Genomic DNA, 24,624 nt, shown 5'->3' with positions numbered 1-24,624 from the left:
TTACTCCTCGTTCTTCTCGTCAGCCGGCTGGTCCAGCTTGCTGCCGGTGTCAGCGGCATTGTCGGCATTGTCGGCGGAATCGCCGGTCTCGCCCTCTTCGGGTTCGGCCTTCGACTTCTTGATCTTCTCCGACACGCTAGCAATCGAATCAGACACGCTGGTTTTCATCTGTTCCGAGGCCTGTTTGACCTGTTCGGACGCCTGCTTGACCGATTCGGAGGATTTCTTGACGGTCTCCAGCGTGCTGTCGATGATCTTGGCAGTGGCGGGCAACGGCTTGTTGGATGGCTTGGGCGCGTACAGATCCTCTTCGATGACGGTGGCGTAGCGCTGCAACACCTTGGGACGCACCACTTTCATGCTCGGGGTGAGCGTGCCGTGATCCTGACTGAATTCCTCATCCAGCACCGCGAATTTGCGCACGGACTCAGCGCGGGAGACATTGGCGTTGGCCTGGTCGATGTACTGCTGGATAAAGGCGCGCACCGCGTCGTTGCCGCTGGCCTCGGCGAGTGTCATGTCGGCATTGAGGCCCTGACCTTCCAGCCAGGAATGCAGCATTTCGGGGTCGAGCTCGATAAGTGCGGATACGAACGGCTTGCCGTCGCCGACTACTACTGCATGAGCCACGATCGGGCAGGTGTCGATGACATCCTCCATCGGGGCGGGGCTGATGTTCTTGCCGCCGGCGGTGATGATGATATCCTTCTTGCGTCCGGTGATGAAGGTGAAGCCGCGGTCGTCGATACGACCCAGATCGCCGGTTTTGATCCAGCCGTCGGCAGTCATCGTCTGTGCGGTGAGTTCGGGCTGCTTGTAGTAGCCAAGGAACACGTTCGGGCCGGTCAGCTCAATTTCATCGTCTTCGCCAAGACGCACGCCCATGCCAGGCCCAGGCTTGCCGACCGAACCGACCTCGTTGTCATCCTCCCAATTGACGAGCATCGGAGCGGCGGTTTCGGTCATGCCATAACCCTGGATGAAGGTGATGTCATCCATGCCGTTGAAGAAGTGGGCCAAATCCACGTTGAGCGGCGCACCACCGCAGGCCAGCCATTTGAGGTTCGGTCCGAGAGCGGAACGAATGGATTTGCCCACCGTGGCCATGTAGAACGAATGGCGCATGCGCTCGATGAACGAATGGCCGCGGCCGGCCTGCTCATCCTTGCTCCACTTGACGAAGTGCTTGACCGACTGGGCGAAGATATGCCCCTGGATGCCGGCACCAGCCTTCTGCGAGGCCGCGTTATACACCTTCTCGAACACACGCGGCACGCCGAGCAGGTATGTGGGCCTGAAGCTGCGGATATCGGCGAGCAGTCGCTTGGCGTCGGGAATGTATCCGACCACGCCGCAGCCACCGATGCACACGTACTGGATGTAGCGGGCGAAGCAGTGCGCCAGTGGCAGGAACAGCAGCAGACGGTTGTCGTCGTACAGCATGCCACGCAGAATCTCGTAGCCGTTAAGCACGATGTGCGTGTAATTGCGGTTGGAGAGCATCGCGCCCTTGGGCTTGCCGGTGGAACCGGAGGTGTAGACCACGGTAAGCAGATCATCGGCTTTGATACGAGCGATAGCCGCATCCAACGTCTCATCGGATACGCCATGCCCGAAGTCAGCGACAGCGTCAAGGCCATCGGCCTTGAAATTGAACACGTATTTCATGCCCGGATGATTGACACGAATCTGCTCAAGCGTCTGTGCGCGCTGGAAGTCGCCGGCAAAGGCGATGGCGGGATCGACTTCCTCGACGATGCCCGCGGTCTGACGGGCGGAATCGGTCTCATAGACGGGCACAACCACAGCGCCGATTGCCGCGCAAGCGAAATCAGCCACACCCCACTCATAGCAGGTAGGCGAGTAAATCAGCACCATGGTGCCGGCTTTGACGCCAAGTCCCAACAGGCCCTTGGCCACCTCGCGTACGCGGGACAGCATTTCAGTAGCTGTGGCGCTGCGCCATTGGTGGGTGTTGTCATCCTGCCATTCCGCGATGACGTCATCCGGCGTGCGAGCTGCTCGTTTGGCCAGCAGCGAGTAGACGGTGTCGTCATCGGTGGTGACATATCTGGGTTCTTCTACATGTTCACGCATGATCACTACTATAGGCGAACCAGCCTATGACACGGCAGAACCGTCTTCCGCTACCAGCGTAGGAATCGGTGTGCGGGCGGGGCCGTCTGGTCAGCCCAGATCGGCATAGATGCACATCCATCGGGAACCGATGTACTTCAGTTTGAGGTTGACTCGCAGATTTTCCTGGCCGATGGTCATGAATACCGCCATTTCCAGCGTGTCCTTGCCGGTGATCATGCCGTCGATCAATGTGGGGACAGTGGGCAGATAGCAGAATTTCGCTTTGAGCTCCGGATGAGTGACCATGTGGGTGCCGAGCAGGTATTGCATGGTTTGCAGCCGGTCCAGGCATGGTTTTGTCATGGCTCTGTTGAGATGTGCGACGCTGAGTTTGCCACGTATCGCGTCCGCCGATGTGCAGGCGATGCGGCATGCAGCCATGGCCATGGAATGACATTCCTTCGCATTCAGCCCGCCTATGAATGTGGGTTGGATGTGATACCGCACCGGGCGATCCGACAGCTCCACAACGATGAATCCGTCATAACTCGGCAACGGCCCGTACTGATATGTGCCGTGGAAAAATCCCGAATACTCCATGATGACCCCTTCAAGCCCCCTTGCAACTCACCATCATCGGCGAGCGTCTGTACTACAACATCACGAAAGGCGCGCCAAGTCAAACGACTTGAGCGCGCCTTCGGGCAAGTTAAGCCTCCTGCATGGAGGGCAAACCCCCATCTTCAGGGGGTAATCGGGATTATCGTGCGGAATACGGGTTGACCACCATGCCGCAACGCTGGAAGTTCTTCACGTCGACGTAGCCGGTGGAGGCCATCGCGCGCTTGAGGGCGCCGATGAAGTTGGTCTTGCCGTCCGCCTGGTGGCTCGGTCCGAACAGCACCTGTTCGAGCGGGCCGACCGTGCCGACCGTGGTGCGGGAGCCGCGCGGCAGCGTCTGGTGGCGGGCTTCGGAACCCCAGTGGGTGCCCTTGCCGGGGGCCTCGGTGGCGCGGGCCAGCGGCGCGCCGAGCATGACCGCGTCGGCGCCGAGGGCCAGGGCCTTGACGAAGCTGCCGGAGTCGCCCATGCCGCCGTCGGCGATGACCTGCACGTAGCGGCCGCCGGATTCGTCCATGTAGTCGCGGCGGGCCTCGGCCACGTCGGCGATGGCGGTGGCCATCGGGGCCTGCACGCCGATGGTCTGGCGAGTGGCGGAGACCGCGCCGCCGCCGAAGCCGACGAGCACGCCGGCCGCGCCGGTGCGCATCAGGTGCAGGGCGGCGGTGTAGTTGGATGCGCCGCCGACGATGACGGGCACGTCAAGGTCGTAGATGAACTTCTTGAGGTTCAGCGGTTCCTGGCCGGAAGAGACGTGCTCGGCGGAGACCACAGTGCCGCGGATCACGAACAGGTCCACGCCCGCGTCCACCACGGTGGAGTAGAACTGCTGGGTGCGCTGCGGGGAGAGCGCGCCGGCCACGGTGACGCCGGCGGCGCGAATCTCGTGCAGACGTTGCGTGATGAGCTCCGGCTTGACCGGCTCGGCATAGATCTGCTGGATACGTTCGGTGGCCTGATCGGCCGGCAGCCCGGCGATTTCGTCCAACAGCGGGGTCGGGTCCTCGTAACGGGTCCACAGACCTTCCAAATCGAGCACGCCGAGCGCGCCCATCTTGCCCATGGCGATGGCGGTGGCCGGGCTGGTCACCGAATCCATGGGGGCGCCGATCACCGGCACATCGAACTCATAGGCGTCGATCTGCCAAGAGGTGGAGACGTCCTCGGGGTCGCGGGTGCGACGGGAGGGGACGATCGCCACATCGTCGAGTGCGTAGCCGAGACGGCCCTTTTTGCCCAAACCGATTTCAATTTCCTGAGACATGGTTGTAAGCCTATTGCCCGGGTGGGACGCCAACAAGGCCGTTTCCCACGGACCGGACGATTGCTTCAAGTCGTTACAAACATGCGCTATGACTAAATCATCTTCACACCATCTATCAGGAGGAAGCATGGCCAAAATCAAGGTCGAAGGCACTGTCGTCGAACTCGACGGCGACGAAATGACCCGCGTGATCTGGAAAGACATCAAGGATCGTCTGATCCTGCCGTACCTCGACGTGAACCTCGACTACTACGATCTGGGCATCGAGCACCGCGACGAGACCGATGACCAGGTGACCATCGACGCCGCCCACGCCATCCAGAAGCACCATGTCGGCGTCAAGTGCGCCACCATCACCCCCGATGAGGCCCGAGTCAAGGAATTCGGTCTCAAGAAGATGTGGAAGTCCCCCAACGGCACCATCCGCAACATCCTGGGCGGCACGATCTTCCGCGAGCCGATTGTGATGAGCAACGTGCCTCGTCTGGTGCCCGGCTGGACCAAGCCGATCGTCGTGGCCCGTCACGCATTCGGCGACCAGTACAAGGCCACCGATTTCAAGGTTCCGGGAGCCGGCCAGCTGACCGTCACCTTCACTCCGGACGATGGCTCCGAGCCGATTCAGCACGTGGTCTACAACTACGGCGAAGACGGCGGCGTGGCCCAAGTGCAGTACAACGTCAACGATTCGATCCGCGGTTTCGCTCGCGCCTGCTTCAACTACGGCCTGATGCGTCATTACCCGGTGTACTTGTCCACCAAGAACACGATTTTGAAGGCCTACGACGGCCAGTTCAAGGACATCTTTGCCGAGGTGTTCGAGACCGAATACAAGGACAAGTACGCCGAGGCCGGCCTGACTTACGAGCACCGCCTGATCGACGACATGGTGGCCAGCTCCCTGAAGTGGCACGGCGGTTACATCTGGGCCTGCAAGAACTACGATGGCGATGTGCAGTCCGACTCCGTGGCCCAGGGCTTTGGTTCGCTGGGCCTCATGACCTCCGTGCTCATGACCCCGGACGGCCAGACCGTCGAGTCCGAAGCGGCGCACGGCACCGTGACCCGTCACTACCGCCGCTGGCAGAAGGGCGAGAAGACCTCCACCAACCCGATCGCCTCCATCTTCGCGTGGACCGGCGGCCTTAAGCACCGCGCCGATCTGGACGGCACGCCCGAAGTCCGTCACTTCGCCAAGACGCTGGAGAAGGTCATCGTCGACACCGTTGAAGGCGGTCAGATGACCAAGGATCTGGCCATGCTCATCGGCCCGGACGAGCCGTGGCTCGACACCGACGGCTTCATGAACGCGCTGGACGAGAACCTGGCCAAGGCTCTGGCCGAGTAAATCATCGAACACACCGTACGGACCTACATGGGTCATGTCATGTCGCCAACTGTCATGATTGTCGTGCTTCATCCGGAATGTTCCTCAGCACGATAATCATGACAGTTGTTCGATGCACGCACGCAATACCCCTAATTGTTCCCGGATATGTGGCGATTTGTCCACTGGTCCGGGACTTTTTCGTATACGGCCTACTAGAATCGTGATTCAGTTTGTTTTCACGCACGCTTGAGGAGGTTTCGCCGCTTATGGTGTTCGCACGCCGCTCAACCACCCTGCTCGCCGCCATTATCACATCCTGCGCGATGGTGCTGTCACTGACCGCGTGCACCTCAGACAATAAGACCGTTGTAGATGGTCAAACCACGGTGACGTCCAATTCTTCCGGCGGCGTGGCCGTGTTCACGCCTTCGGACGGCATTACGCTGAACCAGCAGACGCCACTGAACAAGTGGGCGAAGCTGGTGCCTGACCTGACCAAGGCTCTGGTCGACGCCGGTTTCAAGAAAGGCGATATCGATCATACGACGTCCGACTCGTTGGACAAGCAAAGCCGCGCCATCCAAGACTTTGTGGTCGATCATCTTTCGAATAACACCACGGGCGATTCCGGCATTGCCATCGCGCCCGACAACATGACATTGCTCGTGGCTCCAGTAGTCGAGGCCGACGCTTCCACTCGCCAATACGGCGATTACGTCAGCCAGAACCTGAGCACCAACGATGCCACGGATGAGGGAGCTACTTCTGACGGTGATTCTTCCGAAGACAGCTCTTCCAAAGATGACTCGTCCAACACTGAGAGCGACGGCACTGCATCGGACGAGCAGGCGCAGGCCGTGGACCGGCTGGTCTCATCGCTCAAGCTGGCCAAGGAATCCGGCATGCATGTGGTATTGCTCGGCAACAGCATCGAGGGATATAAGCCGGACGCCTTCGTCAAGTTCTCCGACGCCCAGACCATCGGCAAGCTACAGGCGGAAAAGATGGTGTCCAAACTCAAGTTGGATAAGGCCAGTAAAGACAACCCCAAATACATTGAGGTGCTGCTGCCATACACCGCCGTGGACGAAAAAGGCAACGCCAACGATTCCACGTTCGCCCAAGAGGCGTTCCGTGGTATCTGGCAGGTACTGGGCTCCTACTATCAGAAGGGCGTCGTGGAAAGCCCTTCAGGCACCTTGGACGGCAAATCCACGGAAAACGATTGGCAAGCCGTGGCCTACGATGCCGCCAAGGAAGGCTCCACTGCGAAAGTGCTTGACAAGCGTCTGGCAAAAACCGACGGGCAGTCCACACTCACCCGTATTGACGGCATCATCACGATGAACGACTATATCGCCTCCGAGGTCGTCAAGGAATTGAACGATCTGGGATACACCGGCTCTGCCGCCGATATCAATCCGCAGATCACCATCTCGGGCATTGTCGGCAATATCACCGGCAAGAAGGATCTCAGCCGCGACGCCGTGCCGGACCCGATCAAATCCCCTGAAAACGACAACGCAAACGACTCATCCAGTTCCGATGACGATGCGGATAAGGACACCTCCGCTTCCGACAAGGACCGTGACTCGCAATGGCCTCTGGTGACCGGATACGGCGCGTACGTCTCGAACATCCCATCCATCGTCAATGGCAAGCAATGGATGACCGGCATGGAAGACAGACAGACCATCGCCACGGATATCGCTCAGGCCTGCGCCAGGCTCAACAAGAACGAAGCGCTGAATTCCATGCCTTCAATCAGGAACTCCGAGGTAGGCGGCGTGAAGAAGATCCCGACCATCAACGAACCGTTGCTGGCTGTCAGCGCCAGCAATCTCAAGTCCGCGCTGATCGCCCCCGGATATATCTCCTTGGCCGATGCCGGTCTGTGATTCATACTCGTCACGCCGCTAGCCGCCTGCGATGCCTCTTCCGTACGGCCCTGTTCCGGCCGACAAACATTGCTGAATCATGACGGCTTCAGTACGATTTTTCGACTCCCCGCATATTGCTGTGGGTCAAGATAGTCGGCTGTTCCTCGCTTGAGGCCCCAATGCAGGCAACGGTCTTCGCAATGGTCCGAGTTGCCCTCAACGATGCCTACGGGCTGTCTGCGGGAGATCGTATCCCCCACCGAGAGCTCGGTAACAGCCGGTTCGAATGTTGACGTGACACCTCCACGATGCCGTACACTCACCACATCTTTGCCAGCTACTTTGCCAGCAAAACTCACGGTCCCTGCCTGTGGTGACAGAATTACGGTACCTTGCTCCGCAACAAGATCCACGCCACGATGACCTGGTGCCCACGGGTTGATCGGCCGCTCGAACTGTTGTTCGACCTGTGGATCGTCGACCGGCCAGTCGAACCGGGATTCGCACTGATTGCCATTGCGCCACGCCAAATCAGACATATCGGTGAAATCCTCCACCGTGTATGCTGCATCTCCGGTCACCGCAGTATCCGCATGCGCAACATGCTGAGGCGTGGATGCCAGTCCTACTCCCAAGGCAAGCAGCAGGCCGATAACGGCGGCCAACGCGATTATGGCATCCATACGCCGTTGCCGTTCTTGAGCCCGCTGACGCGCCTGCTGACGCCGCCTGCTGGCACGTCGGGCTTCGTCGCGACGCCAATCAAACAACAGTGGTGCATTCATGAGATTCCTCCCCATAGTGTGAGTGTGATGTGATTCCGGCTTCTTTGCCGGTGATACCCACCTTGAGGGGTCCGAAACAGGATGTCCAGCCAGAACGACCTATGTGGTTCCAGCTTCCGAAGTTATCCACAATGAAATTTCGCGTGACAGTATCGCCGCATCGTCATCATGTTGTATGAGTGGGTATTCGATGAGTCCGATTCTGCGGAATTCGGCGCGACATGCCCTACACGCATGTAATTTGCTTTTTCGTGGCAAGCATGTAAGATGTGTGACTTGTGCGCGAGAGAAATCTCAAACACAGCAGACATTCCTGCGTAGCTCAGTTGGCAGAGCATCCGACTGTTAATCGGACGGTCACTGGTTCAAGCCCAGTCGCAGGAGCTCACCTGAACGGGTAACTCCGGACGGGATGAAAATTGAATATTCCTGCGTAGCTCAGTTGGCAGAGCATCCGACTGTTAATCGGACGGTCACTGGTTCAAGCCCAGTCGCAGGAGCTCACCTGAAGCCATTGGCGTGTCGCCGGTGGCTTTTCTGTTACTCATTCCCTGAAGCTGCTTCATTCACGTGAGAAGATACCGGTCGGCGGTACCACGATGCGCGCCGATCGCCATTCAAACGAGGACAGTCATGGACCGTCACGGGTTCGCCCGCTACGAGCCCTTCACGATTCAGAAACCCTACATTATTCTACGGAATCTGTCACTTCTGCAGATTCGGCATTCCGGCCTTATACCAGAGCACCGCGATACCAACACGTTCTTTGACATCGAGCTTGGCAAGAGACCTACTAACCGCCTTTTTGACTGCCTCCAGTTGCATTCCGAGACGCTGAGCAATTTCAGCGTTAGTCATTCCTTCGCTGACCAGTGCTGAGACTTCGAATTCGCGAGGTCCCAATGAATCGAATTTACTTCTGATGGCCAGAGTGTCAGCATTGATGCTGACGTTGGGAACTCCTCGGCGAATCACTTCCTTTGTAATCCGTGGTGTGAGTATGGCGTCTCCATCGTACACCGAGTGAATGGCCCGACACAGGTCCTTAGTCTTAACGTCCTTAAGCAAGAATCCCGAAGCTCCGGCGCTCAATCCCCCAAACGCATAGCTATCCTGATCGTATGTGGTTAAAATCAGGATACGTATTGAAGGATATAACTGTTTGATTCTTGCCGTGGCATCGAGCCCATCCATAACAGGCATGCGAACATCCATAAGAATGACGTCAGGGAGGCTCTGCCCATGTAATTGCAGTGCCGCAAGAATATCAAGGGCATCCTGTCCATTCCCCGCCTGCAACGTCATGCGAAGCGCAGGATCTTTCATGACCATGAGCGAAAAACCCATTCTGGTCGGCTGCTGATCGTCCACGATCATTACGTTAATCATCGTTTCCCTCCTGCACAGGAATATATGGACATTTTTGCTGTGGAATAATGGCTGAAACAGTCCACCCCTGCCCTGATGATGAGCCATAGTGAAGGTGCCCGCCGACCCGCGTAACTTCAGTCACTAGGCCAGCAAGCCCGAAACCGGTCCCCTTAGCGCGGTTATCTTTGTTCAGCGTTGGCTTACCATCATCACGCACTGTTATATGGAGTTCCCCATTATCCAGATGATCCCATGAAACCACAATTCGCGTTATATTTTTCCCATGGCGCATTGTGTTTGTGACAGCCTCACGACTCACTCGGAAGCATAAATCAGCTTGGGCTAGATCGTCTGGACGCCTTCCTGTCTCGGTCAGAATGGCGGCGATTCCAATATCACGAGCATGTTGAAGAATCGGGTTTATATCATTCCAGCTGCACAGTTCCACCGTTCCTGTTTTTGTTTTCCGTAACGTCACCGGAGATGAAAGTTTCCGTACCGCCTCGCGTGTATCACCTAGACTTTGCCGAGCTAAGTTATTGATACTCTTTATAGCGCCTTCCACCGGCTCCTGTGTCAATCCCTCCAAGCCTTCAGTAAGTGCAATGATAGCGGTGAGATTATGGCCCACGCTGTCATGCAGTTCGGCTGCGACGTCCGCCCGCCGACGTTCTTCATCGCGTTCCTGTTCCAATTCCAGGCTTCGTTGCTGTTGAGCTTCCACCAAGGCCGCTCCCTTCCGCCGCTGACTGATGTTGCGCGACCAAAGAGCTAAAATAGCGGTCATCGACGCAAGGAGGGACTCGGGCAGAAGTATATCAGTCTGCAAGGCGGGGAAGGTCGCAATCCAGAGGCCGCAAACGATTGACAATCCCGACAAAACCATTCCCGCAATGGCACGTTCAGCGGTCGCGGCCAAGGCTGTAGACGTGTAGACGGCAAACAAGAGAGGCAACATCAGATATGGCTCCGCTTGAAGCAAGCAAGCGCATAGATACAATCCGCATATGGCACACAAAATAGCGAACGGCATTCTGATACGGAACAACAGCGCCACAACAGATAAGGCACATAGGATGGCGAGTACGGGGATTCCCCATTGATGCTCCAACAGTTTCATGGCTGCCGAATCGCCCCCGCCATGGGTGAATACGATTCTGGTGAGCATCATCACGTCGTAGCATAGGCACAGTATCGGCGCGACCATGCGCGCGACCGGGCTGGACCGCCAGAACGCGGCCACGTGGCCGATCAGGCCGGTAACCGCGTGGCGCTTGTCGTTTCCGGTTTTTGCGGTCATGCGATTCTCCTTCCCTGGGTGCTGCCCCATCCGTGTTGAAGCGTATCGCATGTGGCCTGTGCCGTATGGCGTGTATGCGGTTAGATGAACTTCCAAAGAAGTTTTCCGTTGTCAGTCGGATTCCTACTGGTTGATGAACATGAGGAAGATGAGCATGCCGCCGGCGGCAGTCAGGCCTGCGGATAGGAGTATCGCGATTGTACTGACGATTCTGTGTCCTCCCGCCTGTTCGGGATAGGTGACGATCGCGATGACGAGCGAAGCGATGAGGCATACGAAGTCGATGATGACGAGGATGTTCCTGACCCAGCCCGTCGTGTAGAGGTGGATGCCGAGCAGCTGGGGCACGAGCGTGCACAGAAGGGGAAGGACGGCCAATGCGAGGCTGGCGCAGCCGCCCCATGTCCGCCCGCCGTCCGGCGGTGCCGGCGTATATGCCGGTTGCTGGTTTGGGTATTGGGATGTGTTTGCCATGGTCATTGCTCCTTGGATGTGAGGTTCACGGTGCCGGTGAATTGGTCGCCGGTGACGTAGATGTAGAAGCTGGTGCCTGTGACGTTGTAGGTCTGGTCGATTTTGCCGTTCGTGGCGGGCACGGGTCGTTTCGTGTCGCTGCCGTTGGTCACGAGGATTCTGCCGGTGCCGGGTGTGCCTGTGATGGTGCCGTTCAGGTGGATGCTGGCCTTCTTGCCGGTGCCGCCGAATACGGCCTCCTCGCCGGTGAACTTGCTGTAGTCGGCCTTGTAGCCGCCCGTGTAGGAGTCGCCGTCTTGGGTGCGTATGCCTTGGAGGTTCCTGTCTCCGGCCACGCCGATGCCGGTCGAGCAGCCGGTGAGGATGATCGCGGCGAGGGCGGCGATCAGCACGGCGATGACGCGGCGCGGCAGGCGTATGGACTGTTCGCTGTTGTGTGGCGCGTTGTGTTGTTCGTCGTGTCGTTCGTTGTGTTGGCTGGTGGTGTGCATGATGAAGCCTTTCCATGGTGTTGGGTGGCGGGCTCCCGCAGGTGAGGGGAGCCCGTGGACGGTTGCTCAGACGGCTTGTTTGGCGAGCCGGTGGAAGATCAGGGCGCTGATGGCGGTCCAGATGGCGGCGGCGGTCGTGGAGGCGAGCATGGATGCCGGGCTGGCGATGTTCGCGAGGTCGCGGGCGGCGGAGGCGCTGGTGATCAGGGCGAGCGGATACGGCCCGGCGATGGCCGGGGCGGCCAGGCTCAGCGCGCAGCCGCCGATGGTCAGGACCATCATCACGCTCATCGTGCCCGCGAACGATTCGGCCTTCGCGCTCACGGCCTGCGTGAGCGTCATGATCGCCCATACCGACAGGGTCAGCGGGATACCGCGCAGCAGGAACGGGCCGAGCTGCGCGAGGTCGAATCCGGCGGCGAAGCGTCCGACGAGGATGAACTCTGCCTCGAACACGAAGACGGTCAGCGCCGAAGCCGCGAGCCCGTGCAGCATCTTGCCGGCGATCGCCGCGTTCACGGTGCCGGCGGCGTTCAGCCGCTGCCAGTTGCGGCCTCGATGCTCGTTGGCTTCGACCTGCGCGGCGAACGCGGCCACAAGCACCGGCATGAACACCATGCTCGGCAGGAGGATCGCCTGACCCCAGATCGCGGCCCAGGTCACGCCCTGCCTGGCGAACTCCGCCTGGTAGCCGGTGTACTGGCTCCACCCGTTGAACATGCCGATCGCGTCGAACAAGACGGTCACGATCCAGTACCACAGGTTGCCGGCCTTGCGCGTCTCCCAGCGGAACGCCGCCCACACGGACGGCCTGCGGCGTCCCGCCGCATGCGCGCGGGGCATCGCGGCATGGCTCGGGCCGGCAGCTGGATTGGCGGCCGGATTGGTTGCCGGGTTCACTGCGTTTGCGTGTGTCATCGTCTTGACTCCTTCACCTTGACCACGACCATGCTGACCAGCGTCCAGCCGAGGAACGCCATGGCCGCGGAGGCCACGGCCATCCACGGGCGCGCGGCGAGCAGCATCGTGGCGTTGCCGCCCGCATCCACGGATCTGACGAACGGGCTCGCGGCCGAACTCAGGCCGGCCGGGAACAGCCAGCCAAGCGCGGGTCTGTTCATCGCACCCAGGCCGGAGCCCAGCACGCCGGCGATGACGCCCAGACCCAGGCCGATGGCCTGCTTGTCGATCATCATCGAGAACATCAGCTGGACCGCGCTCGTGGCCGTCGCGGACAGGAAGCCGGTCAGGGCCGGCACCCACACCAGCGCGGCGAACGAGCCGGCCACCGTGAAGCCAAGGGCCTTCGCCGCGATCGGCACCCACAGCAACGGGATCAGGAAGCAAAGCCCCACGCCGGTGCCGGCGACGATGAGCTTGCCCACGAACCGGGCCGCGTCCGACTGGCCGAACGACAGCCATGTGAGGTTCATGCGCTCCGAGGTCTCCAGCACGGCGATGCGGCTGGTCAACAGGGCCGCCAGAATCGGGGCCAGCAGGCTCACGACCTGATAGACCTCGCCATCGGCCAACGCGGCCGACCTCAACGCCGGGACGGGACTGCCGGCGCGTTTCATGAACGCCATGCCCGCCCACGCCGAAACCAGCAGCATCATGCCCAGCAGCATCCACCAGAACGACGAGCCCCGCACCTTCAACAACTCCAGACGCGCCAGCGTGAACGGGCTGCCGGTCTTCGCGCGGGGGCGCGGCGGACGGCGGCCCGTCGCCGCGAACACTGCCGCGCCGCTCATCGTGCGCCTCCGTCCGCCGCCGCGAACGCCGCCCGACCCGCAGCCTGCCGGATCGGCAACGGACGACGCGGGGATGCGTGCGCGGATGCGCGTGCGGCGTCGGAATCCATGGCATTTTGCGCCTGATGAGGCGTGGGCTCGCGGCTCTGCGGGCTTTCGATCAGTTCGAGGAACGCCTGCTCCAGCGTCTTGCGCTCGGAGGCGACGCGATAGACCGCGACGCCCTGGCCGACGAGCTGCGTGATCAGGGTGCCGATTCGCTGGTCCGGCAGTTCCGGCAGGCGCAGCACGCCGCCATCCCTGCCCGGCAGCCACCGGTAGTCGATCCGGTCCGAGCCCAGCATCGCCGCCGCGAGCTTCGGGTCGGAGACACGCAAATCGATGTGCCCCTCCTCGCGCAGACTGTCGAGCGAACCCTGATACAACAGGCGGCCGGCCGCGATGACGCCCACGACCGGCGCCATCTTCTCGATCTCGGAAAGGATATGCGAGCTGATGATCACCGTGATGCCCCGTTCGCGGCTCAGACCCATGATCATCTCGCGCACCTCGACCACGGCCTCCGCGTCCAGCCCGTTCGTCGGCTCGTCCAGCAACAGGAGCTCCGGCTGCGAGATCAACGCCATCGCGATGCCCAGCCGCTGCTTCATCCCCAGCGAGTAGTCCCTCGCCTTCTTGCCCTCATGGCCGGCCAGACCGACCTGCCGCAAAATCGCGGGCGCGGCCGAACCCGGCAGATTCAGGTAATCGGCCACCATACGGCAATTATCCAGACCGCTCAACCCCGGGTAGAAGCTCGGCCCCTCGATCATCGAACCGACCCGGCCCGCCTGCAACCTGTGCCGGCCACCCACCTTCTCCCCCAACATCCACATATCGCCGCTCGTGGCCGAGGCCAACCCAAGCAACAGCTTCATCGTCGTGGACTTGCCCGCGCCATTCGGCCCCAGCAAACCATACACGCCATGCGCCGGCACGTTCAGATTCAACCCGTTCACCGCGAGAAAATCCCCATACCGCTTCACCAGCCCGCGCGTCAGCACCGCACTCGACGCCGGATCAGCCGGCTGCGCTGTATATTGTATTGTCATTATCGTCCTCCAAAATCCGTCACCATACCGTGGCATTTACAATGAAAACTCGTTACGCGCGATACCTCAATGAATGAGAGCGGATGTGTACTCTCGGGAGGACATTCCTTCTGAGTTTGCACCGACATGCGACGGAGGTAGGGATTCGAGGCTGCTGTCAAATTTTTCCTACGTGCGCTGGTATAGGGCTTTCGTCCATGTCCGTGGCCGTTATCCACAGGCCGTCCTGCGTAAGCCCGTATCGTTCGCGCAGCATGTCGAACGTGTGCAGGCCCTCGCGCATCGCTGCCCGGTATTCGTCGTCGTCCGCCGCGCTGTTGAGGTTGGCGGCGATGGCGAACGCTTCGGATACGAGGCGTTCCATGTCGTGCGTGGACAGATTCTCCGGGTGTCTTTCTCGCCCGTCATCGAGGAAGGGCGGGCGGTTCTCCATCGCGGCGCGCCATTCCTGGACGGCGAGGCTGCGGCTTCTGACATCGTCCGCCCAGCCGTCGCGCAGTCGTTTCAATCGCATGTCGTCGCCGAGCTCGAAGGCGTTGAACCGTTCCGTCCACCCGTCCGCGCTGCGCCACGTGATCCGGTAGCCGACCACCTGGCCGGGGTCGGTGAACGAGTCTTTGGCGGTTCCCCTGCGCAGCCTGGGGTCGATGGAGAAGCCTTCCCTGCGCACGCGGCGTATGAACTCGTCCTCGCTGCGCGACGCCTTGGCGCACGTGGTCATTGCCGTTGGCGGACAGTCCGTGACGAACCGCGAGCCACGTGACGCCCTGATCGCCGTCGCCGTCGATGATGTTCATGCGCATCAGATAATCGCGGATGACCGACTCCCATTCCTGATCGGTCAGTATGCCCTGGCCGGCCTTGATGGCAAGCGAGCAGTGCCACACGCGCTTCCTGCCATGCTCTCGTTCGGGATTGTCCTTGCCTCGCATGTCGGGCGGGAACGGATCGCCCTTGCGTCCCCTGACGCGGTAGCGTCGGTCGAACCTGCGGCCTATCTCCGCATACGACGCCGCCGGCTTGCCATCCATGTCAAACGAGGGAAACATGTCGCCGCTCGCGCACACGAGATGCTGGTCGGTGTGTTCATTGCGCCGTCCCTTGCCGAACAGGTAGCGCACCAGGCCGGCCGGGTCCGAACCCCTGACGATATTCGGTATCATACGATGATTCTCCGCCCGCACGCCCGGCACGGCGGCGCATGGCGTCTATGAGAGATATGCGTCCCGGGTTCTAGATAGAAGTGCAACGCCTGTCTATGGTTGGAAGTGTTCAAGTCCTAACTCAAGAAGGTGTTGCTCATGAGGAAAGTGTATTCCCACCTGTCGGCCGAGGAACGCGTCCGGATCGACGAGTTGAGGAACCGTGACGGGCTCGGTGTCCGCCAGATCGTCCTGAGGATCGGCCGCGACAAGTCCACCGTCATCCGCGAGCCGGGACGCGGCCTGTGGTTCACGTCCAGCGAGAACGAGTCCCATCGCCCCTACCGGCCGAAACGGCTGAAGGCGGGCGCGTGGACGTCGAGGCCGTTCTACTCGGCGATGACCGCGCAGCGCAAGGCCGAGCGGCGCGCCCGCCAGCCGCGCAAGCCCCTGCGCATGGCGCATTCACCGCTGCTCGCGTGGGTCATGGACGCGCTGCGCAAGGGATGGACGCCCGAACTCATCGAGGGACGGCTGAAGGTCGAATGGCCGGCCGACCCGCATATGAGGATCGGCCGCGAATGCCTCCACCGGTGGATCTACGCCAAGCCGCGCAGGGCATTGGACCTCAGGCAGTACCTGCCTCGGGGCAAGCGGCATCGCACGCGCGCCAAGGGCAGGAGGTCGAAGGGGCCGCGCATCCCGATGCGCGTGCCGATCGCCGAACGTCCCGAACGCGTGGGCCCGCGCCGCGAGTTCGGCCATTATGAGTCCGACACGGCCGTCGGCTCGGCACCGTCGAAGCGGTGCGGCGACACGCAGGTCGAACGCAAGAGCCGCCGCCTGTTCGCCCGCTTCATCGAGGACAAGAGCGCGCCGGCGACCGCGCGTGCCGAATACGACATCTACAGCCGCATCCCCGCGCCGGCGAGGATCGACCGCACCTGGGACAACGGCACCGAATCCTCCTGCCACCTGCTCGTGGACGAGGCGTTGGGCATGCTCGCCTATTTCGCGGACCCGTACTCCTCATACCGGAGGGGCGGCAACGAGAACCGCAACGGGCGCATCCGCCGCTACCTGTCCGAGAGGACCGGCTTCGACGGCCTGACGGACGAGGATCTGCAGGCCATCGTCGATGAGATCAACGACACCCCCATGAAGGTCCTGGGCTGGGAAACGCCCAACGAGGTTTGGTACCGCGAGCCCGGCAAGGTAATGTCGAGGACAAGCCACCCAAAGACGAGCTCTGTTGATGATATACTCTTTTACTAGACAAGCGATTTTCTACTTGCCTACCAAATAGTGGGTATACCGCCTACCAAGGCAATGAAGCATCGGAGGCATCAATGGCTCGTCTTATGAAATCGGCACGTGGAATACTTGCCCTAGTAGTCTCGTTCTCCTTAGCACTAGTTTTGGGACTCGTGCCGATGACATCAGCAAATGCGGCAGAGATCGCAATCAGCGGAATGCCAAAAGAGTCCATACCTGCGGCATTCGGAGGAGAGCTTCACGGCGAAAATACCTCGACCGTCGAAGTGGATGGTAAAGGTACGTTGACCGCAACAATCAACTACGACACAGGAGTCGTTACGGTCAAGGATTTCAATGGTGCTGTTCGCACTGAATCCCTAGCTGCGGTAGTCGCCAATGCAGCAAATGAGCTTGAGAAAATTCCTGCGGAACAACGTCAGGAACTTATGAACAGGGCACAGTTGAGGATTACGCCGCATGATGTATGCCCGTATCTTGTCACCGCCATAGGATTTGGTCATGACGCAGCATGGCAAGCCGCATTGAGCCTTGTCGGGGTGAATCCTGCCATCGCTGTGTTGGTGGGTCTTGGTTTTGCGTTCTTCTGGGCGTGGGTTTCAAGTCACTGCTGAACAGGTTTTTATTCATGCGAAGGTAAATCATGAAGTTAGTTAATTTCCTGCCTTTCCTAGGGGGACTCGTCGCCTACTTGTTGGTGTGGTGTAAATGGTGGCATCCACATGACAAGGACCACAAATAACCTCAAACCTCATACATCGTTGGAGAACTGGCGTGTGCAGTCTTGATGAGACCTCACACGCCAGTTCTCTTATGCGTCGGTGCGTTGTCAGCGCCTGTATTAGCTGTGTCTGATGCGTCAGGCGTCTACGAGGTGCGAGAGCCGTTCGGTCATCGCGGCTCTGGTCCATGCGCTTACGCTCATGTGGTTGCGCTTGGCATCCGCCTCGATGAGATGCCCCATGGTATCGCTCAGACGGATGGTGCGCGGGCGCAGAGGCTCGGTGTCGGCCTCCCACGCGCGCCCCTCGAACGGGGTGACCTCGGCGCCGGGGAAACCGTTCTCGGCCTCCTCGGCCCACCTGTCGACCAGCTCGTCGGTGATTTCGGTGCCGTTCTCGGCTATGTACCTGCGACCAGTCATCGGTTCCTCCTTATCTCGTCGCGGAATCCCTTGGTCAGATTGTTCGCATGAATGATCAGCGGCGTATGGTCGTCCAACCTCACGAACACGAGCTCCATGCCCCCGCTCTCAGGCGTCCTTTGCCGGCACGGCCACTTCGATAGAATTATCGGAAGCGGATAAGGAGCTTTGATGGAACCGGTGAGGAACGATACGACGACGGATAGGCGCACGGCCGTGGAACTGGCGAAGCGGCTGCTGGTCGATTCGATCTGGCGCACCGCCAAGATCGAGGTTGATGGCGTCACCTTCCCCGACACGCAGGAGATCTTCGACGGGCGCGCGCCCGAGGGTATGAGCGTGGACGATATAGTCACGGTGAACAACATCAAGCGCGCGTGGGGATTCCTGCTCGAGAACATCGACTATCCAGTCGATTGGCAGTACATCCGCGAATACAACCGCATCATCGGCGAAGGCCTCGTGCGCGACGCCGGCCGCTTGCGTGAATACGGCGTGAAGGTCGGCGGCGACGAATGATGCCGAGAACGGGATGGGCATCGTGCCCGGTGGTCCCCTCGATGGCCTCGATGGAGGTTCCGGTTTACTGAGGTGACGTGTGCGAACGGGAGAACGCCGCCGACGTGCTCTCCGACTTGCAGGCATGGGTGGGCGAACCGTTCGACGCCGCAGGCCGACGCTACGATGGCGGCAAGGAATCCGTGGACCGCTCTGGAAGGATCTGAAAACCGATCAGGGCATGTCGGTGGGACCCCGATACGTGGAACTCGCGTTCGGATGTCCTCCCATCGAATGGGATATCGATATGAGGGTAAGGGACTTCGCCGACCGCATGGGCGACGAATATACGAGCCTGTACGAGAAGGGCGAGATAATCACTGGATTTATCTGTAAAGGCTAGAGTAATCAAGTGTTAAGGAGGCCTGCAATGTCGAATCTGGACTATAAACCGCCTGAGCCGACAAAGGCGCAACTGGAGTACGCGCGTTACCTCAGCCGTTTCCAAACGCCGCGTGGACGCCGGACTCTTTTCGCCCGCACCGAATCGGATATCGCGGCCGCTTTCCGGGAAGAGGCGGCGAACCGTTCCTGGAGCGCCGGAGATCTCGCCTCCCGGGCCGGCATCGATCCTCGGTTCGCCGATGATTTGCTCCAGCGGGGCGAAGCCCCGATTGAAGCGGTGTTCCCCGCAGCTGATGTGTTGGGAATAGACATAGCCGCGTTGCCGCTTTCCAGTCTCGGGAGTGCCCGGTGAGGGAGCTGCACGCCTGGATGGGTGATTCTCCTGTTGGTGTGTTTCTGGAGGATTCCGAGGGGAATGTTCCCCTCGAATACGCCAAGGGTGTGGATATGCCCATAAGCCTTTCCCTTCCTCTTGACGGGAAAGCTGCCTATGCGCATCGGCGGCGTCACCGGTGCCAGGGATGTGACGCCCCGTCATTGGGAGAAGCTGGCATCGGAAAACAACCTCGATCCCGAGCGGGTCGTCGGCCAGGCCAGGAGAATGGCCGGTCTGGTCCTCTCCAACATCGAGGAGGCGTATTCGGATGTGGAGCCTCGTATCCGTGACCGGATCCTCATGCTGGTGGATAGTGCGAACACGAAAATCGATCCAACCTATGATTCCGCATCCATGACTGATGATCCGATGGGCATGTTGTCCGGCCTGATGCCTTCCGCCGGCGAGGGCAGACGCCTCTGATATCGGTGCCGGTATGCGCCGACATGCTTCTTTGCGCATGTCGGCGCATACCTTTTTTGTCTATCCTATTCTTGCGGTGCTGAGTGAGTACGTGGCGACGCCGTTTGTGCCGACGATTTGGTTCGTGGGCATGGTCAATCTCATGTCCGTGCGGGTGGTGGATTCCACGGCGTTGCGCATCTCGTCCTGCACGAGTCCGATGTAACGCATGGTGGTGGCGATGTTGACGTGTCCGAGCATACGGCTGACGAGCACGATGTTGCAGCCCCACCCTCAACCAAGTCATCCTCGACGGCGACGACATCCGGCTCGAAACCCTCGACCAAGGCAAACGGATCGTCTACCTCGAACTGCCCGACACCAGCGCCACATTCTCCTTCATCGCCAGCGTCTTCTGCCAATGCCTCTTCGAAACACTCGTACGCAAAGCCGACACCAAACCCGACGGCGTGCTCGACCACGACGGGCACTGCATGCTCGACGAATTCGCCAACATCGGCAAAATCCCCAACTTCGTAAGGCTCATCGCAACCATACGAAGCCGGCGCATCAGCTGCGGCATCATCCTCCAGACCGTCAGCCAAGGCAAAAGCCTCTACAAGGACGATTGGGAGACCATCGCGGGCAACTGCGACAGCCAGCTCTTCCTCGGCGGCAACGAACCCAGCGCCACCGAATACATCAGCGACCGACTCGGCGACCAAACCATCGACGTCATCGAAACCAGCGAGACCAAAGGCCTCAACGGCAGCTGGACACGCAGCACAGGCAAGAACGCCCGCAAACTCCTCCCCCCCGACGAACTCGGACGCATCCCCACTGACCAGTGCATCTATCTACTCAGAAGCATACCGCCATTCGAATCAGGAAAATATGTCAATAATACATAAAAACAACGTATTCATATAATATATCCGATATTAACTATATGAAGGACTCTTCGGAATCATTTCTAAAAGGAATGAAAACAAACCGTTCAGTAATCGTGGTAGTGAACCTGTGCATAAAATATTTTTCGGTAAAATTCCGATTGTTCAAGTAACTCTGTGTGGCTTCCAATCGCATGAACAGTGCCATCCTTAATAACAATGATTTTATCCGAATGTGCAATGGTTGTGAACCTGTGAGCGACAATTACTGTAGTCATGTTCCGACTCAATTGAGACATTGCATCAAAAATTGAATTCTCGGATATTGCATCAACCGACGCAGTTGGTTCATCAAGAATTAGAAGTGAGGGTGACTTATATAATGCGCGCGCCATGGCAAGCCGTTGCCATTGTCCGATGGACAACTGTTGCCCATTTTCAAACCGCCTTCCAAGCATAGTATCTAGTCCATAGGGAAGTAGATTAGCTAAATATTTTAAACCTACCATGGATAAGGTTTTTAGAATTCTATCCACATCACGGTCGTCACTTGAAGAGGTAAAAAGGACATTATCCGCTAATGACCTATCATATTTGACAAAGTCTTGGAAGAGCGCAGAAAAATGCTGATAAAGTGTATCACGAGAATACTCGGAAATGTCTCTTCCGTCGAGAAAAATGGCTCCAGAAGTAGGTTCATAAAACCTAAGTAGAAGTTTGATGATGGTGGTTTTCCCTGCGCCATTAAGACCAACCAAAGCAGTTGTTTTACCTGCCTCAAGTTTGAAAGAAATGTTATTCAACACCTTATATGATGTACCTGGATAAGTAAAAGAAACATTGCGGAATTCAATTGAAGCGGGGTCCGAACCTTTATAGGGAATATCTCCTGATTTCGGGGTCTTAGGATTTAACTTCAAAAATGCAACCCAATTTGATATATATAAAAGATGTTGATGTAGCCCCATGAAGCCAACAAGCGCGGCGAGCATAAGAGGGCCTATAGAAGTAGAAGCACTTATGTATCCAGCAAGCGCTCCAACGTTTCCGGATTCAAGAGTAGAACGAGCGCCCAAAACAATTGCAACAATAATTGCAATAATGGAAATAAATCCAAGCGATCCGGCTATTGTGAAATTATATTTCGCAATTTTTAAATCTTGAAACTGAAATTCCTTTTGTAAAACAGAGTACCTTTCACGAAGAATATCCGCATATTTGAATAGTATTATTTCCTTGCGTGCGCTATCGGACATTAATAGTGATCTATAGTATGATACAACTCGTCGATCGGATGCCCTATTATAATCTATAGTGTACGCCATTGTCTGTATTTTGAGAGTAGCAATTGCGGACGGTACCGGTGCAACTATTAACATGATTGCAACAAACGGATTCCATGACCAGATTACTAGAGTGATACTGAATATAGTTATTCCGGATTGAATAGTGGATCGTATAGAATCAAATAGGCCAAAAATATGTAATCCCGTTGAATTATCAGCTCGTTGAATTAGATCATATGTTTCTTCTGTTTCGAACTGTTGTACCTCTAAATTGCATAGTTTATCAACTATATCAAAATCTACATCCTTCGAAAGATCAATTGTTATCGAATCACTTAAATATATAATTAAATTATCAAAAAGATAAGCAGATATAATTGTTCCACCAAGATAGAAAGAGGAGTTAAGTACATATTGAAATGAATAGGAATTAGCCGCGGCATCAATCAAAAGACCAATCAGAAATACCTGAATACCTGGAATTAGACCACGCACCAGTGATAGACTGATAATAATCAACATCCTTAGTTTACCGATATTAAAAAGTTTACATACCGATATTTGTAAGGACTCAAGCAGCGATCCCTGTTTCTTGTCACATACTATAGGTGATGCAATCATATATATCAACCTTGCAAAGAGTAAACTCGGTATTCCACGAAAATATCTGAGATATATGACGTTCGTGTTATCTCATTCAAGAAATAAAACTATGTTATGATATCCACCATTGAGTTAACGGCTGACTTTTGTCGTCACATTCAATCACTGTAAAATCTCTGCCATAACATTTATTATTGATAGCGGAGAGTGTGTATGAGTAGACAAAGCTAATATCCTCATTCTGATAAGATTCAAAGACTTCATTGCATGAGACCGTATTCTCACCCAGAGAATACATATTGATCGTATCCGCCATATATTGAATCCATAGGGATCTGGGGGTAATCTCAACCCGAGATAGGATGATAAGAATAAACTTCATCTGATACTTCATCTGAAGTTGCTCGGCTAGACAGTAAATATCTGGCCCAACCTCGCTACCACCTGAAAGTCCAAGAGTTACAATCTTGCCATTTCTCGACAAATGAGGAATACCATAATTCATTATTTGTCGAAAAATGCTTAATCCATCTGTGCCGCCATCTCCAACAAACGGATAATTAAGATTAAATGGAATTGGAAGAAGTGGCGGATTCGCGCAGATAAAATCAAATCTTAAATTTTTCAAATCCGTTTCGGATTCAATAACCGATTTGTTTATTACATTAAAGAGGTTATCTAGCTTATTCAATCTAGCATTGCATAAGGAGAGCTCCGATGCAAGAGGATTAACCTCCACAGCGGTTACGTGTGCGCCATGCGATGCAGATAGCAATCCTTGAATTCCTGGACCGGCACAGTAGTCGAGAACATTATTCCTAGAAGGGGCGGTCCCCAAACGACAGGCCAATGCGTAAGAATCCGTGCCATAATATAGAGTTTGTCTTCCATGAGGCAATTCCGAAAAATATAATAATCCATCGACCAACTGTAAATAAAGATTATTTAACGAAACGGCATTTCCCCTCAATGCGATGAGCCCAGATTCTCTAATTTTTAATATAGACTCAACAAGAGCTTCAGGCAATTTTTCCATACAAACGGTTTTTCCAAAAAGAAGCAGATCGCAAATGTACTTTAAAGGCTCTTGTAACTCCTCGTAAATAGAGCTGATTGTACCAATTACATCAGCCGCGGGAGGGACAGCCGACAACAAATCTAGATATCCACTATTAGATAATGCCAAGCGTAAGAAATATCCATCGTCAATATCAATAGATTCGCTATTAAAAAATAGTCTAGTATTCATCCAAAACCCCTAGTTAAGAATTGGGGTAGATATATCAATAGATACTAGTTGACTTATTACGTCAAATTCAATTTGATCTATTGACCGGAATAATTTATTGGTCAGAGAATTATCTCGGAACAGAAACTCACATATCTGGCACGACGATATATTTATTCCTCTGATATGTTCACATGCATCTCCCGTTGCAATAGTGTATAAATATGCTGGGCCTAAGACATCAAGTGCACAGATAATTATTTGCTGTTCATATGAAGGTTTTCCGTCGGAAAAATAGCTTTCGTTGTTGTATATATTTTTAATGGAAAGAATCGACGTCCGTTCACAATTGATGCCACAACATGCGCCGATTGTTCCATCTGCCATTAGTGTCAAGGGTTTATATATGTTTGGACATCTTCCGATAAATGGATGCTCCACTCTTCTAGTTTTTCGAAACCAGCCATCTTTTAAATGGTGCCCTCTCCCCAAAGGTGCTATGCCAGTATTTGAAATTGCGTATACTGTTCCGTCCTGATTTGGCTCAGGGATTTGTTTGTTTCCCATTGCGTCGTATATATAAGGAATTTTTTCCCCTAAAAATGTCTCTAAAAACTGAGGTGTTACTCTGCTCTCGGGACCACTACATACACCCAAAATAACCGCACTAAATCCTCGTCCTTTTGCGCATTTCCAGATCCTCCTAACGCAATCTAAGGAAACCTCTTTAGCATGAAAATCATCGGTAGATATGTTGAGTTCATTGAGACCGGACTCCAATAAATAGAGGATCATATCCTCTGTAGCACAGTTGTTAATCGCCCACGAGCCGTTTGTCACCAAACGTGTTCCTAGACCAATGCTTGAACAGTAGGATATGATGCTAAGCAAATCCTCGCCTAAAAGGGTTGACTCGCCTCCCTGTAAATACAACA

Annotated in this window: 23 protein-coding genes, 2 tRNA genes and 3 pseudogenes; 11 read left to right on the top strand and 17 right to left on the bottom strand. The window is 56.6% G+C overall.

Annotated elements, in window-relative coordinates:
• From BLIJ_RS05325 to BLIJ_RS05315, 3 genes are all read right to left on the bottom strand, one after another.
• The gene (locus tag BLIJ_RS05325) at positions 1 to 2,097 is read right to left on the bottom strand and encodes an AMP-dependent synthetase/ligase (protein ID WP_012577407.1); all 2,097 of its coding nucleotides are present in this window, start codon (positions 2,095 to 2,097) and stop codon (positions 1 to 3) included.
• Between the two features lie 90 nt (positions 2,098 to 2,187).
• Entirely contained in the window at positions 2,188 to 2,526 is a 339-nt protein-coding gene (locus BLIJ_RS05320; RefSeq protein ID WP_007056038.1) for a hypothetical protein, read from the bottom strand.
• 313 nt (positions 2,527 to 2,839) lie between these two features.
• Positions 2,840 to 3,964 carry a GuaB3 family IMP dehydrogenase-related protein gene (locus BLIJ_RS05315; RefSeq protein WP_012577405.1) on the bottom strand — a complete coding sequence of 375 codons (1,125 nt, stop codon included), beginning with the start codon at positions 3,962 to 3,964 and terminating at the stop codon, positions 2,840 to 2,842.
• A 127-nt stretch (positions 3,965 to 4,091) separates the two neighbouring features.
• Here BLIJ_RS05315 and BLIJ_RS05310 point away from each other — a divergent pair, with 127 nt between their 5' ends.
• Both BLIJ_RS05310 and BLIJ_RS05305 read left to right on the top strand, forming a co-directional pair.
• A complete protein-coding gene (locus tag BLIJ_RS05310) occupies positions 4,092 to 5,312 on the top strand; it encodes an NADP-dependent isocitrate dehydrogenase (protein WP_012577404.1) in 1,221 nt (406 codons plus the stop codon).
• Positions 5,313 to 5,560: 248 nt separating this feature from the next.
• Positions 5,561 to 7,192, top strand: coding sequence for a substrate-binding domain-containing protein (locus BLIJ_RS05305; protein WP_012577403.1), 1,632 nt, complete (start codon positions 5,561 to 5,563; stop codon positions 7,190 to 7,192).
• 77 nt (positions 7,193 to 7,269) lie between these two features.
• On the opposite strand, the gene BLIJ_RS05300 is transcribed toward BLIJ_RS05305, so the two are convergent.
• Positions 7,270 to 7,959, bottom strand: a complete 690-nt coding sequence (locus tag BLIJ_RS05300) for a M23 family metallopeptidase (protein ID WP_012577402.1) — start codon at positions 7,957 to 7,959, stop codon at positions 7,270 to 7,272.
• Positions 7,960 to 8,270: 311 nt separating this feature from the next.
• On the opposite strand from BLIJ_RS05300, the gene BLIJ_RS05295 reads away from it, so the two are divergent.
• Both BLIJ_RS05295 and BLIJ_RS05290 read left to right on the top strand, forming a co-directional pair.
• Positions 8,271 to 8,343 (top strand) — tRNA-Asn (locus BLIJ_RS05295).
• A gap of 43 nt (positions 8,344 to 8,386) precedes the next feature.
• A tRNA-Asn gene (locus BLIJ_RS05290) sits at positions 8,387 to 8,459 on the top strand.
• Between the two features lie 205 nt (positions 8,460 to 8,664).
• Here the strand turns inward: BLIJ_RS05290 and BLIJ_RS05285 are convergent.
• The 8 genes and pseudogenes from BLIJ_RS05285 to BLIJ_RS14680 form a co-directional block, all read right to left on the bottom strand.
• Positions 8,665 to 9,348, bottom strand: coding sequence for a response regulator transcription factor (locus tag BLIJ_RS05285; protein ID WP_012577401.1), 684 nt, complete (start codon positions 9,346 to 9,348; stop codon positions 8,665 to 8,667).
• Entirely contained in the window at positions 9,341 to 10,630 is a 1,290-nt protein-coding gene (locus BLIJ_RS05280) for a sensor histidine kinase (RefSeq protein WP_014484785.1), read from the bottom strand. The genes BLIJ_RS05285 and BLIJ_RS05280 overlap by 8 nt, the downstream gene beginning before the upstream one ends.
• A gap of 123 nt (positions 10,631 to 10,753) precedes the next feature.
• Positions 10,754 to 11,104: a hypothetical protein gene (locus BLIJ_RS05275; RefSeq protein ID WP_012577399.1), complete on the bottom strand. Its 351-nt coding sequence runs from the start codon at positions 11,102 to 11,104 to the stop codon at positions 10,754 to 10,756.
• A gap of 2 nt (positions 11,105 to 11,106) precedes the next feature.
• Positions 11,107 to 11,595: a hypothetical protein gene (locus tag BLIJ_RS05270; protein WP_012577398.1), complete on the bottom strand. Its 489-nt coding sequence runs from the start codon at positions 11,593 to 11,595 to the stop codon at positions 11,107 to 11,109.
• 66 nt (positions 11,596 to 11,661) lie between these two features.
• Positions 11,662 to 12,513: an ABC-2 family transporter permease gene (locus BLIJ_RS05265; protein ID WP_012577397.1), complete on the bottom strand. Its 852-nt coding sequence runs from the start codon at positions 12,511 to 12,513 to the stop codon at positions 11,662 to 11,664.
• Entirely contained in the window at positions 12,510 to 13,349 is an 840-nt protein-coding gene (locus BLIJ_RS05260) for an ABC transporter permease (RefSeq protein ID WP_003829514.1), read from the bottom strand. Before BLIJ_RS05260 ends, BLIJ_RS05265 begins: the two co-directional genes overlap by 4 nt.
• Complete coding sequence (locus BLIJ_RS05255) at positions 13,346 to 14,440, bottom strand: ABC transporter ATP-binding protein (protein WP_003829512.1); 1,095 nt, start codon at positions 14,438 to 14,440, stop codon at positions 13,346 to 13,348. The genes BLIJ_RS05260 and BLIJ_RS05255 overlap by 4 nt, the downstream gene beginning before the upstream one ends.
• Before the next feature lie 157 nt (positions 14,441 to 14,597).
• Positions 14,598 to 15,603: pseudogene (locus tag BLIJ_RS14680) on the bottom strand (relaxase).
• Between the two features lie 138 nt (positions 15,604 to 15,741).
• On the opposite strand from BLIJ_RS14680, the gene BLIJ_RS05245 reads away from it, so the two are divergent.
• Positions 15,742 to 16,857: an IS30 family transposase gene (locus tag BLIJ_RS05245; protein WP_012577396.1), complete on the top strand. Its 1,116-nt coding sequence runs from the start codon at positions 15,742 to 15,744 to the stop codon at positions 16,855 to 16,857.
• A 74-nt stretch (positions 16,858 to 16,931) separates the two neighbouring features.
• Positions 16,932 to 17,471 carry a hypothetical protein gene (locus BLIJ_RS05240; protein WP_012577395.1) on the top strand — a complete coding sequence of 180 codons (540 nt, stop codon included), beginning with the start codon at positions 16,932 to 16,934 and terminating at the stop codon, positions 17,469 to 17,471.
• A 245-nt stretch (positions 17,472 to 17,716) separates the two neighbouring features.
• Here BLIJ_RS05240 and BLIJ_RS05235 read toward each other — a convergent pair whose 3' ends face one another.
• Positions 17,717 to 18,001, bottom strand: coding sequence for a hypothetical protein (locus BLIJ_RS05235; RefSeq protein ID WP_012577394.1), 285 nt, complete (start codon positions 17,999 to 18,001; stop codon positions 17,717 to 17,719).
• 171 nt (positions 18,002 to 18,172) lie between these two features.
• Here BLIJ_RS05235 and BLIJ_RS05230 point away from each other — a divergent pair.
• The 4 genes and pseudogenes from BLIJ_RS05230 to BLIJ_RS05220 all read left to right on the top strand — a co-directional run.
• Positions 18,173 to 18,511: pseudogene (locus tag BLIJ_RS05230) on the top strand (Fic family protein); the annotation flags it as partial.
• 86 nt (positions 18,512 to 18,597) lie between these two features.
• A complete protein-coding gene (locus BLIJ_RS15155) occupies positions 18,598 to 18,726 on the top strand; it encodes a hypothetical protein (protein WP_256755817.1) in 129 nt (42 codons plus the stop codon).
• Positions 18,727 to 18,929: 203 nt separating this feature from the next.
• The gene (locus tag BLIJ_RS05225) at positions 18,930 to 19,256 is read left to right on the top strand and encodes a hypothetical protein (protein WP_014484779.1); all 327 of its coding nucleotides are present in this window, start codon (positions 18,930 to 18,932) and stop codon (positions 19,254 to 19,256) included.
• A 138-nt stretch (positions 19,257 to 19,394) separates the two neighbouring features.
• Positions 19,395 to 19,703 carry a hypothetical protein gene (locus BLIJ_RS05220; RefSeq protein ID WP_012577390.1) on the top strand — a complete coding sequence of 103 codons (309 nt, stop codon included), beginning with the start codon at positions 19,395 to 19,397 and terminating at the stop codon, positions 19,701 to 19,703.
• 60 nt (positions 19,704 to 19,763) lie between these two features.
• Here the strand turns inward: BLIJ_RS05220 and BLIJ_RS05215 are convergent.
• Positions 19,764 to 19,970, bottom strand: a pseudogene (locus BLIJ_RS05215) (tyrosine-type recombinase/integrase); the annotation flags it as partial.
• A gap of 17 nt (positions 19,971 to 19,987) precedes the next feature.
• Between BLIJ_RS05215 and BLIJ_RS05210 the strand changes: the two are divergent.
• A complete protein-coding gene (locus BLIJ_RS05210; protein ID WP_113738608.1) occupies positions 19,988 to 20,593 on the top strand; it encodes a type IV secretory system conjugative DNA transfer family protein in 606 nt (201 codons plus the stop codon).
• Between the two features lie 86 nt (positions 20,594 to 20,679).
• Here the strand turns inward: BLIJ_RS05210 and BLIJ_RS13570 are convergent, their stop codons facing one another.
• The 3 genes from BLIJ_RS13570 to BLIJ_RS14270 all read right to left on the bottom strand — a co-directional run bounded on the left by BLIJ_RS13570 (position 20,680) and on the right by BLIJ_RS14270 (position 24,529).
• Entirely contained in the window at positions 20,680 to 22,479 is a 1,800-nt protein-coding gene (locus tag BLIJ_RS13570; RefSeq protein ID WP_012577389.1) for an ABC transporter ATP-binding protein, read from the bottom strand.
• A 94-nt stretch (positions 22,480 to 22,573) separates the two neighbouring features.
• Positions 22,574 to 23,710 (bottom strand): methyltransferase, encoded by a 1,137-nt coding sequence (locus BLIJ_RS05205; RefSeq protein ID WP_012577388.1) that lies wholly within the window; start codon positions 23,708 to 23,710, stop codon positions 22,574 to 22,576.
• 9 nt (positions 23,711 to 23,719) lie between these two features.
• Entirely contained in the window at positions 23,720 to 24,529 is an 810-nt protein-coding gene (locus BLIJ_RS14270) for a hypothetical protein (RefSeq protein ID WP_126386305.1), read from the bottom strand.
• Between the last annotated feature and the right edge of the window lie 95 nt (positions 24,530 to 24,624).

This window comes from Bifidobacterium longum subsp. infantis ATCC 15697 = JCM 1222 = DSM 20088 (assembly GCF_000269965.1).
Classification (GTDB): Bacteria; Actinomycetota; Actinomycetes; order Actinomycetales; family Bifidobacteriaceae; genus Bifidobacterium; species Bifidobacterium infantis.
The sequence above is the reverse complement of the archived record's forward strand: the minus strand, read 5'-3'. Positions and strand labels throughout refer to the sequence as shown.